This is a genomic window from Gemmatimonas sp. (genome assembly GCF_044345575.1).
GTDB lineage: Bacteria > Gemmatimonadota > Gemmatimonadetes > Gemmatimonadales > Gemmatimonadaceae > Gemmatimonas.
Window position 1 is genome coordinate 1 of sequence record NZ_JBIJAW010000111.1, and the last position, 9,745, is coordinate 9,745.

Consider the following 9,745-nt stretch of genomic DNA (forward strand, 5'->3'; position numbering starts at 1 on the left):
GCGGGCTCACCAGAGAAGACGCCGAGCGACTGGCGCGCGATCCGCTCTACTTCGCCGACAGCCTCGTGGCGCTGGGCGAAGCGGACGGATGCGTGGCCGGAGCGGTGCACACGACGGCCGACGTGCTGCGTGCGGCCTTGTGGACCATCGGGGCGGCTCCTGGCGTGAAGACGGTGTCGTCGTCGTTCTACCTCATCGTGCCGCCGTTCCGGGGCGACGTCGGCGAGGTGCTGACCTATACCGATTGTGCCGTGGTGCCCGATCCGTCGGCCCGACAGCTCGCGGACATCGCCCTCGCCGCGGCCGCCGATCGGCGGCGCATCGTGGGCGACGAGCCGCGCGTGGCATTCCTGTCGTTCAGCTCCATGGGCAGCGCGGACGGCCCGTCGGTCAGCAAGGTGCGCGAAGCCGTGGCCATGGTTCGCGCGGAGGCCCCGCAGCTGATCGTGTCTGGTGAACTGCAGGTCGATGCCGCGCTGATCCCCGAGATCGCCCGCCGCAAGGCGTTGGGGGAGCCAGCTGCGGGGGTCGCGAATGTCCTCGTGTTTCCCTCGCTCGACGCCGGGAATATCGCGTACAAGCTCACCCAGCGGCTTGGCCATGGCATGGCCATCGGCCCCATCCTCCAGGGATTGGCCAAACCGTGCAGTGACTTGTCCCGCGGGGCCACGGCCGACGACATTGTGCATGTCGCGGCGATCACCGCCCTGCAGGCGGGTCGCGCCGAGTGACTCGTTTCTTTCCCCGGTTCTGAGCAAGGCATGAGCTTCTCCCTCGAACGCACGGACGACGTGCTCATCGTCACGGTCGACGGTCAGCTGGTGGTGACCAACCGTCAGGAGTTCAAGCAGGCGATTCTCGATGCCGTGGAGCAGGGGGTCAAACTCGTGGTCGCCGACTTCAGCACGTCTGGCTACATCGATAGCTCAGGGCTCGGCGCATTGGTGTCATTGAGCCGGCGGCTGCGCGAGTCGGGTGGGGATCTGCGGCTGGTCGGTCTCAACGACGATCTTCGCACGTTGTTCGAACTGACGCGGCTCGACGCGCTCTTTCCCCTCTACGCGACACGCGCGGACGCGCTCGGTACCCGCTGACCTTCGTGGCCACCCGAACCCGGCTCCGGGTGTCCCCGGTGCAGTCGACCTCCCACTCGTGGGCGCTGGCGTCCGACACGCGGCTCATCACACCGGTGGTCGAGCAGATCGTCGACATGTGCCAGGCCGCCGGGTTCTCGGCGCGGCACTGTCGGTTGAACGTGCCCGTGGCGGTCACCGAGGCGCTCGCGAACGCGATGCAGCAGGGGAACGGCGGCGACATCACGCGCCAGGTGACGCTCGCCGTGCAGGTCTCGCCTGAGCGCCTCGTCGTGGAGGTGACCGACGAGGGCTCCGGGTTCGAGCTGGCCGAGTGCGAGCGCACGCCCGACCATGCGGATTGGTTCGAGCGGGAAGACGGCCGAGGGATCTTTCTGATGCGGCAGTTGATGGATCGCGTCGAAAACTGCTGTCTCGACGCGGGGCATCTGCTCCGACTGATCCTCCATCGGGTATGACCGAGGTCGCCGCCCTTCTGGCCGCGTTTCTCGAGGCCACCGGGCGTGAAGCGGCCATCTGGGAGCGTCGGGAAGGCACGGTTGCCCCGTCGTTGCTAGGGGCGTCATCCGGCGCGTTTGCCGCACGCACGGAGGCCGGCGCGACGGCGTGGGATGTCGCCACGTGGGCGCGAACGCACGCGCTCCACGCGCAGCTGGTGACCACGGGTGACAGCGTGGGGTGGCTGTTCGTGCAACCGGGGCACGCCGCCGACGCGGATCGACTCCTTGGCAGGCTGTTGCCGGTGGTGCGCAAGCTCACGCGTGAGCGAGATGGAGCCACCCGCGAGCTGGTCGAACGGTACGAAGAGATCAATCTCCTGTACGCGATCGGCGAGCTGCTGGGGAGCAGCACCTCGGTGGAGGAGATCGCGGAGACGCTGCTCATCGAGTTGGCGGCTACCGTCGGCGCGAAGCGGGCCGTGTTTCTCCAGACCAATCGGGCACAGAATGTGTTGGTGCCGATCGCGTCGCTGGGGCTCGGGGAGCTCGCGTATGATCCGGTGCCCTTCGACCATGGGGAGCACATCGCCGTGCGGGCGTTCCGTTCGGGGAGTGCCTGTGCCGACGATGGTTTGGCAGCCGCCGCGAGCGATGCCATTCTGTCCGGTCGCGGGGCGCCGCTACTGGCGGTGGCCATCACGCGACCGAGCAGCGGGGCCGGGATTACCGGTACGTTCGCCATCCCGACGCGTCGCGGGCTCGAGCAACCAGTCGTTCCCCTGGGGGTACTCGTACTGGGGGGGCGCGATGGTGGGCAGCCGTTTACCGCCGGCGATCGCAAGTTGGCCATGGCCGTGAGTACGCAGATCGGTACGGCGATGCACAATGCGAGTCTGGTACGGGCGGCGATGGACCGCCAGCAGATGCTGCGGGAGATGCAGCTCGCCAACGAGTTGCAGCTCAAGCTCTTGCCCAACCCGCGCGTGGTGCAGCCGGAAGCCAGAGCGGCGGCCCGGGTGGTCCCGGCCGAGAGCGTGGGGGGAGATTTCTTTCTGCTGGCGCGCCTCGATCGTGACCGCACGGGCGTCCTTATCGGCGATGTCTCCGGACACGGGTACCCGTCGGCGCTCATCATGGCGCTGGCCTTGAGCGCGGCCGGTATTCATGTGCAGTCCGCCTATGACCCGTCGATCGCGGTGGAAGCGGTGCAGCGGAGCCTGAAGGACGAACTCGAATCGACCGAGATGTCGATTTCGATGTGCTATGCCGTCATCGACGCGCGGGCCGGCGAAGTGCGCTATGCGAATGCCGGTCACCCACACGTGTTCGCGCTGACGGCAGACGGGCAGGTGACGCGATTGGCCGCGGTTGCCCCGCCACTTGGCTGGTGCGAGGATACGATCGAAGAAAGCGTGATGACGTGGAAGCCCGGCTCCCGGTTGGTGTTTCTGACCGACGGGGTGGTGGATGCCCGGAACGCGGCCGATGACCGTCTGACCGAGGACGCCGTGCTTCGTACGCTCGGCGGGATGCGGCACGGGGAAACGCCGGATGACATCCTGGAGGCGGTGTTCGCCCAACTGAACAGTCACGTGGGGCGCACGGCGCTGCGTGACGACTGCACGGTGGTCGTGGTGGACCGCCCCTGATGGAGCGTTGATGCGACACCGATCGTCGGCCTCGGCCAATCGATTGCCCGCCCCGCGCAAGCGGTTCGGCCAGCACTTTCTGACCGATACGCGGGTCCTCGACTCCATCGTCGAGGCGCTGGGTGACCTGTCGGGCACGACGGTGGTGGAGATCGGTCCCGGTCGTGGGGCCCTCACCGACCGTCTGGTCGCCCGCGCTGCCCGCGTGGTGGCGATCGAGGTGGATCGTGATCTGGTGCAGCACCTGCGGGCCCGCTATGCCGATCGCCCCAATGTCGAGATCGTCGAGGCGGACGTGCTCACGACGACCTTGGCGGATCTGGCGGGGGGACCCTACGTCCTGGCAGGTAATGTTCCGTATTACATCACCACGCCTATCATCTTTCATGCGTTAGAGTTACCGCGGCCAGAGAGGGCGGTGTATCTGGTGCAGAAAGAGGTGGCTGAACGCATGGCGGCGCCGCCGGGCGACAAAACCTATGGGGCGCTGAGCGTGAATCTGCAGGCTGTGGTCAACGTGGAGTTCCTGCGAAAAGTGCTTCCGGGGGCGTTCAACCCACCCCCGGCGGTCGATAGCGCCGTGGTCCGCATTACGCCCAAGGCCGAGGCGGCTATCGAGCCGGAGCTCGAGGAGCGCTACCGGAGCTTCGTGCTCGCGGCGTTCGGTCTGCGTCGGAAGCAGTTGGTGCGCGTTATCCGCACCGTGGCGTCACTGGATGCGGAGCGGGCGCTCGACGTGGTGACGCGCTGCGGGCTCGATCCAATGGCGCGCCCCGAGACGCTCACGCCGGTCGAGTTTGCTCGCCTCGTCCGGGCGCTTTACGCCGCGCCTTCGTCGAGATAGCCGGGGTTGGTGAGCGCGAAGGACAGCCCTTCGAGCTCCATCGCCATGTTCACGCTTTTCAGGTTCACGTGCGGCGGAACGGTGATCTGGGCGGGCGCAAAGTTGAGCACCGCACGCACGCCTGCCGCTACGAGGCGGTCGACCACGGCCTGAGCCCCATCGGCCGGGATGGCCAGCACCGCGATCGGGGCCTCGAGGTGCACCATATCGCCTTCCAGTTCGGCCATCGGTCGCACCACGGATTCCCCCCACGGCTGGCCGATTTTTCGGGGGTCATTGTCATAGACGCCAGCCACCGTGAACCCGCGCTGCCGGAAGCCGCGATAGTTGGCCAGGGCCGCGCCGATCTTGCCGGCGCCGATGATCACGACCTTCCACTCGCGCTGCAGGCCAAGGATCTCCCGCAGGTGGGCCGTGAGCTCGTGCACCGGATACCCGAGTCCCCGCTTACCAAACGAGCCGAAGAAGGAGAGGTCCTTGCGGACCTGAGCGGGGGTCGTGCCGCACAGGTGCGCGAGCTCGTCGCTGGAAGCGGTTTGCTGGCCGCGGGTATCGAGATCCTCCAGATAGCGGAGGTACATCGAGAGGCGGCGAACCGTGGAGTCGGCGATGCGTTTCACGAGACGAGTCTGGGGAGCTTGTGAAAATCTTCACAAAGACGGATGTAAGCTAGGACACAAGCGGCGCCAATACCAGCGGGGCGGTCGGCGACCTCGCTATCTTTCCCATTGTGACCGCTCCTTCCTCGCGCCCGTTCGGCACTGTTGTCACCCCGCGCCCCACGACGCTGTCCGCGCGCGCCCTCCGGTGTCTGGCCGATGGACCGCTCGACGCCGTGACGCTTATGCGCGACGTCTGTCAGGTGGCGCGGTTGCAGGTCGACGCGGCCGAGCGCATGGCGCAGGCCCTGCTTGGCCACCACCCCGAGTTCGCGCGCCTGCCAAGTGGTCACTGGGCACTCACCGAAGCCGGCACGGCGTCCGCGCCCCCCGCGGCTTCGGCTGCATCGGCTGCCGTCCCGCGGCTAGCCGACATTGCCTTCTCCGTGGTGGATGTGGAAACCACGGGGACGCAGGCGAGCGGCGGCGATCGCATCACGGAAATCGCTATCGTGGAGGTGCGCGGCGGCGAGGTCGGCGACGTCTTCAGCCAGCTCGTCAACCCCGAGCGGCCCATCCCGCCATACATCACGGCGCTCACCCGGATCAGCTGGGACATGGTCCGTGACCAGCCCCCGTTTCGGCAGGTAGCCCAGGGCGTGCTCGACCGGTTGTCGGGCACGGTGTTCGTCGCGCACAATGCGAGCTTCGACTGGCGCTTCGTGAGCGAGGAGCTCCGACGCGGGGTAGGGCACGAACTGTCCGGTCCGCGGCTCTGCACCGTGCGCCTGGCGAAGGCACTCCTGCCGGACCTCCCGCGACGGTCGCTCGATCATCTCACCCGCTATTTCAACATCGAGATCGAGGCGCGCCATCGCGCTGCCGGCGACGCGTTGGCTACGGCGCAGGCGCTCTGTCGCATGCTGCGGGTGGCCGAGGGCGAAGGCGTACGAACCTGGCCCGAGCTCGAGGCGCTGTTGGCGCCCCGCGGCCCGCGCGCGCGCCGAACGGCGAGTGATCGGCGGCGGCGGGCGTTTCCCCTTCCTGTTTCCGAGGACGACATCGCGTGACCGAGGTGTATGCGCAGTATCCGTTTCCGGGGCCGGCACTCGAGACCCGTATGCTGGGACGACTCCGCGTCCATGCCATTCAGGCCGGGGGGCAGCAGCTCGACGGCGGGGCGATGTTCGGGGTGGTGCCCAAGACGTTATGGTCGAGGCGGATCGGGGCCGACGAGAAGAATCGGATTCCCCTTGGCATGCGCTGTCTGCTCGTGGAGCACGACGACGGGCTGGTGCTGCTGGACACGGGATCGGGCAACAAGGAAACGCCCAAGTTTCACGACATCTACGCCATCGAGAATCGGGGCGCGGAGGGGCGGACCGCGCTGGAAGACGGTATTCGGGCCGCCGGCTTCACCCCCGAGGACGTGACGCTGGTCATCAACACGCACCTGCACTTCGATCACGCCGGCGGCAACACGTGGCGCGCGCCGTCGGGCGAGGTGCTCCCCGCGTTTCCCAACGCCCGGTACGTGGTGCAGGCCGGTGAGCGGGCGTACGCGGAGCACCCGAACGAGCGCACGACGGCCAGCTATTTTCCGGCCAACTGGGCGCCGATCGTGGCGGCGGGACGCTTTGACTTCGTCTCTGGTGCGCGGGAGATCGTCCCCGGGATCGAGGTGCGCCCGACCCCCGGGCATACGCCGCATCACCAGAGCGTACTGATCCGGTCGGGGGGCGAGACGCTCTGCTTCCTTGGGGATTTGGTCGCGACGTCGCATCACTTGCCGCTGCCATGGATCATGGGGTACGACGTGGAACCGCTCGTGACCCTGGAGTCGAAGCGGGCGCTGCTGGCGGAGGCGGTGCGCGACGATTGGCAGGTCGTGTTCGAACACGACGCCCATGTGGGCTTTGGTCGTGTGGCGCATGACGGAAAGGCGTACCGGCTGGCCGACTGACCGGAAGGCCTTGACCTGCGCGTCGGGGCGTCTAGGTTTATCCTGTTGGTGTTGCAAGACACAATCGAGAAGTGGCACGGCATCGATGCCGTGCCCACCCTTCGGCCCTCGCGCGAGGCTTGTTCCTCCCGAGGTGTGCTGCTGGAGTCCATCGGGATCGGCGGGTTCGGTCATGCGCGTGTCGCGCATGTCCCGGGCGCAGCGCCGTTTGCGACGCGGGCTCCTCACTGGGGTCCGCGTTTTCTGTTTCTTCTACCGGAGTACGCACTATTCAGGATTCGACGAAGCGTCCGCCACGGGTGAACCGGCAGATCCGGATCAGTCCCGTTCGCGTGATCGGTGCCGATGGCAGCCAGCTGGGTATCCTCGAAGTGGACACGGCACTGTCCATGGCGCAGGAGCTGGGTCTCGATCTCGTTGAAGTGGCGGCGGCGGCTCGGCCTCCCGTGGTTCGCATCATGGACTACGGCAAGTTCAAGTTTGAACAGGCCAAGCAGGCCCGACTCGCGAAGAAGAAGCAGCACGTGATTCATCTCAAGGAAGTGAAGTACCGTCCTGGGATCGACGATCACGACTTCGATACGAAGACCCGCCATGCGCGGCGATTCCTCGAAGAAGGCAACAAGGTGAAGGTGACGCTCATGTTCCGCGGCCGGCAGATCGCGCACCCCGAGCTTGGGAAGGCGGTGGTCGAACGGGTTTCGCAGGAACTGGCCGATCTGGCGAAGATCGAGAGCGCGCCCACCATGGAAGGCAAGTCGATGACGATGATTCTCGCGCCGAAGTGATCACCCCCGGGTGATGAGCGCGTGAACCGAGAACACGCCGCCCCACATCGGGGTGGTTGACCGCTGACGTGAGTAAAACATGCCGAAGATGAAGACCCACAGCGGCGCCAAGAAGCGCTTCTCCGTGACGGGATCGGGGAAGGTGCGGCGCCTGAAGGCGTACAAGAGCCACATCCTGACCAAGAAGGACGCCAAGCGGAAGCGTAATCTCCGCCGCCCGGCAATCGTCGAGACCAACGGCGAAGCGAAGCGTATCAAGCGTCTCATCCTGGCCTGAGGATCTCCTACTATGCCACGCGTCAAGTCCAACGTCGTTCGTCTCAAGCGCAAGAAGCAAATCCTCAAGCACGCGAAGGGCGCCTTTGGTGGCCGCTCCAAGCTGTGGAAGGCCGCGAAGGAAACTGTGGAGCGCGGCTGGCGCTACGCCTATCGCGACCGCAAGAACAAGAAGCGCGACTTCCGTCGCCTCTGGATCGTGCGTATCAACGCCGCGGCCCGCATGCACGACATGTCGTACAGCGCGTTCATCAACGGGCTGCACGCCGCCGGTCTCGAAGTCGATCGCAAGGTGCTGGCCGACCTCGCCGTGCGTGAGCCCGAGGCCTTCGCGGCCATCGCGGCCCAGGCCCGCAAGGCGCTCGAAGCCACCGCGGCGGCGTAACCGCCACCGCGAGTCAGCGCGCCCCGCGGCACGCCGATTGGTTTAAGTTGAGGGGCCGGCGTCGAAAGATGCCGGCCCTTCGTGCTCCCGTTTCCGAATCCCCTCGTGATCCTTTCCGATTACCTCGCCCAGGCTGACGCGCTCGCGCAGGAGTGCCAGGCGCTGCTCGATGGGCTCGATCCCACGACTCGGCTCGACGTAGCCAAGGGCCAGTTGAACGCCCTCAAGGACGATCGTCTCGCCGCGCTGCAAGGCGCGCTGCGGGCACTGCCGGCCGAGGATCGCCGCGCGGCCGGAACCGCGTTCAATACCCTCAAGACCGCCATTCAGGATGCGCTCGACGCCTTCGGCGCCCGCCAGGCCGCGGCCTCAGGGACGCAGGCGTTCGACGGGACGATGCCGGCGCGTCGGTCGTGGCGCGGATCGCTGCATCCGGTCACCCTGGTCATCGACGAGATCTGCGAGATCTTCCGCGAACTCGGGTTCACCATCGCGCTCGGGCCGGAAGCCGAAACCGAGTGGTACAACTTCGGGGCACTCAACTTCCCCGCTGATCACCCGGCGATGGAGCTCCACGACACGCTCTATCTCGGCGAAGATACCTTGCTGCGGACGCACACGTCGCCGGTGCAGGTGCGCACCATGCAGCGTTTCGCGCCGCCGGTGCGCGTACTCGCGCCCGGCCAGGTGTATCGCCGCGACTTCTTCGATGCGACGCACGCGCCGGCGTTCATGCAGCTCGAGGGCCTCGCGATTGACGAGGGCGTGAGCTTCGTGGACCTCAAGGCCACGCTCGCCGAGTTCGCGCGCCGCTTTTACGGCGCCTCGCGCCGCGTGCGGTTCGGTCCGTCGTATTTCCCGTTCGTCGAACCCGGCGCGCAGATGGATGTCGAAGTCGATCTCGGCGACGGCAAGGGGCTGCGTTGGGTGGAAATCCTTGGCTGCGGCATGGTGCACCCCAACGTCATCGAAGCCGCCGGCCTCGATAGCGAGAAGTACAGCGGATGGGCCTTCGGCATGGGCCCGGCGCGCATCGCCATGTCACGCTACGGTGTGAACGACATCCGCATTCTCTACGACTCAGACGTCCGCTTCCTGGAGCAGTTCGCTCGATGATCGTCTCGCACGAATGGCTCAAGCAGTTCGTTCCGCACACGCACAGCGCGCAGGAGATCGGCGAGGCACTCAGCCGGCACTGCGTGACGCTCGACAACATCGAGACGCTCGGCGCGCACCTCTCGGCGTTCGTCGTGGCGCAGGTGGTGGAGGCGGGACGCCATCCCAATTCGGATCACCTCTGGGTCACCAAGGTGGACGACGGCAGCGGTACGCTGCTCGACGTGGTGTGCGGTGCGCCCAACGTGGTGGCCGGCAGCAAGTATCCGTTCGCGCGCACCGGCACGGTGATGCCCGGCGGACTCAAGATCGAGAAGCGCAAGATTCGTGGTGAAACGTCCAACGGCATGCTCTGCTCCTCGCGTGAGCTGGGGTTGGGCGACGAGCACGATGGCATTCTCACGCTCGACACGCCGGCGACACCGGGCACGCCGATTCTCGAGGTCATTCAGGTCGCCGATGCACGCCTCGATCTCGATGTGTTGCCCAATCGCCCGGACCTGCTGTCGCACGTGGGGGTCGCGCGTGAAGTGAGCGCGATCACCGGTGTCGCCATGCGCCATGTGCCGGCCGACATCACGGTGGTGCCGT

The 9,745-nt window shown here is 66.7% G+C and carries 13 protein-coding genes; 12 read left to right on the forward strand and 1 reads right to left on the reverse strand.

Annotated elements, in window-relative coordinates; translation table 11 throughout:
- The 5 genes from ACIQ6O_RS08450 to rsmA all read left to right on the forward strand — a co-directional run.
- Window positions 1-731 (forward strand): phosphate acyltransferase (locus tag ACIQ6O_RS08450; RefSeq protein WP_396207341.1); only part of this gene is annotated, 731 nt, incomplete at its 5' end.
- A 30-nt stretch (window positions 732-761) separates the two neighbouring features.
- A complete protein-coding gene (locus ACIQ6O_RS08455; RefSeq protein ID WP_396207342.1) occupies window positions 762-1,094 on the forward strand; it encodes an STAS domain-containing protein in 333 nt (110 codons plus the stop codon).
- Window positions 1,095-1,132: 38 nt separating this feature from the next.
- Window positions 1,133-1,552 carry an ATP-binding protein gene (locus tag ACIQ6O_RS08460; protein ID WP_396207343.1) on the forward strand — a complete coding sequence of 140 codons (420 nt, stop codon included), beginning with the start codon at window positions 1,133-1,135 and terminating at the stop codon, window positions 1,550-1,552.
- Window positions 1,549-3,183, forward strand: coding sequence for a PP2C family protein-serine/threonine phosphatase (locus ACIQ6O_RS08465; protein ID WP_396207344.1), 1,635 nt, complete (start codon window positions 1,549-1,551; stop codon window positions 3,181-3,183). The genes ACIQ6O_RS08460 and ACIQ6O_RS08465 overlap by 4 nt, the downstream gene beginning before the upstream one ends.
- A gap of 10 nt (window positions 3,184-3,193) precedes the next feature.
- On the forward strand, window positions 3,194-4,027 hold the full coding sequence (rsmA, locus tag ACIQ6O_RS08470) for a 16S rRNA (adenine(1518)-N(6)/adenine(1519)-N(6))-dimethyltransferase RsmA (protein WP_396207345.1): 834 nt from the start codon (window positions 3,194-3,196) through the stop codon (window positions 4,025-4,027).
- Here the strand turns inward: rsmA and ACIQ6O_RS08475 are convergent.
- Window positions 4,003-4,647 (reverse strand): redox-sensing transcriptional repressor Rex, encoded by a 645-nt coding sequence (locus ACIQ6O_RS08475; RefSeq protein WP_396207346.1) that lies wholly within the window; start codon window positions 4,645-4,647, stop codon window positions 4,003-4,005. The two genes, rsmA and ACIQ6O_RS08475, sit on opposite strands and share 25 nt — an antisense overlap.
- Before the next feature lie 110 nt (window positions 4,648-4,757).
- Between ACIQ6O_RS08475 and ACIQ6O_RS08480 the strand changes: the two genes are divergently transcribed.
- The 7 genes from ACIQ6O_RS08480 to ytpR all read left to right on the forward strand — a co-directional run.
- The gene (locus tag ACIQ6O_RS08480) at window positions 4,758-5,696 is read left to right on the forward strand and encodes a PolC-type DNA polymerase III (RefSeq protein ID WP_396207347.1); all 939 of its coding nucleotides are present in this window, start codon (window positions 4,758-4,760) and stop codon (window positions 5,694-5,696) included.
- Window positions 5,693-6,589: an MBL fold metallo-hydrolase gene (locus ACIQ6O_RS08485; protein WP_396207348.1), complete on the forward strand. Its 897-nt coding sequence runs from the start codon at window positions 5,693-5,695 to the stop codon at window positions 6,587-6,589. The genes ACIQ6O_RS08480 and ACIQ6O_RS08485 overlap by 4 nt, the downstream gene beginning before the upstream one ends.
- Window positions 6,590-6,858: 269 nt before the next feature.
- Window positions 6,859-7,377: a translation initiation factor IF-3 gene (gene infC, locus ACIQ6O_RS08490; RefSeq protein WP_396207352.1), complete on the forward strand. Its 519-nt coding sequence runs from the start codon at window positions 6,859-6,861 to the stop codon at window positions 7,375-7,377.
- A gap of 79 nt (window positions 7,378-7,456) precedes the next feature.
- Window positions 7,457-7,654 (forward strand): 50S ribosomal protein L35, encoded by a 198-nt coding sequence (rpmI, locus tag ACIQ6O_RS08495; RefSeq protein WP_337170473.1) that lies wholly within the window; start codon window positions 7,457-7,459, stop codon window positions 7,652-7,654.
- A gap of 12 nt (window positions 7,655-7,666) precedes the next feature.
- The gene (gene rplT, locus ACIQ6O_RS08500) at window positions 7,667-8,038 is read left to right on the forward strand and encodes a 50S ribosomal protein L20 (protein WP_396207349.1); all 372 of its coding nucleotides are present in this window, start codon (window positions 7,667-7,669) and stop codon (window positions 8,036-8,038) included.
- 105 nt (window positions 8,039-8,143) lie between these two features.
- Window positions 8,144-9,154: a phenylalanine--tRNA ligase subunit alpha gene (gene pheS / locus ACIQ6O_RS08505; protein ID WP_396207350.1), complete on the forward strand. Its 1,011-nt coding sequence runs from the start codon at window positions 8,144-8,146 to the stop codon at window positions 9,152-9,154.
- A partial coding sequence (gene ytpR / locus ACIQ6O_RS08510) for a YtpR family tRNA-binding protein (RefSeq protein ID WP_396207351.1) occupies window positions 9,151-9,745 on the forward strand: 595 nt, incomplete at its 3' end. The genes pheS and ytpR, both read left to right, overlap by 4 nt.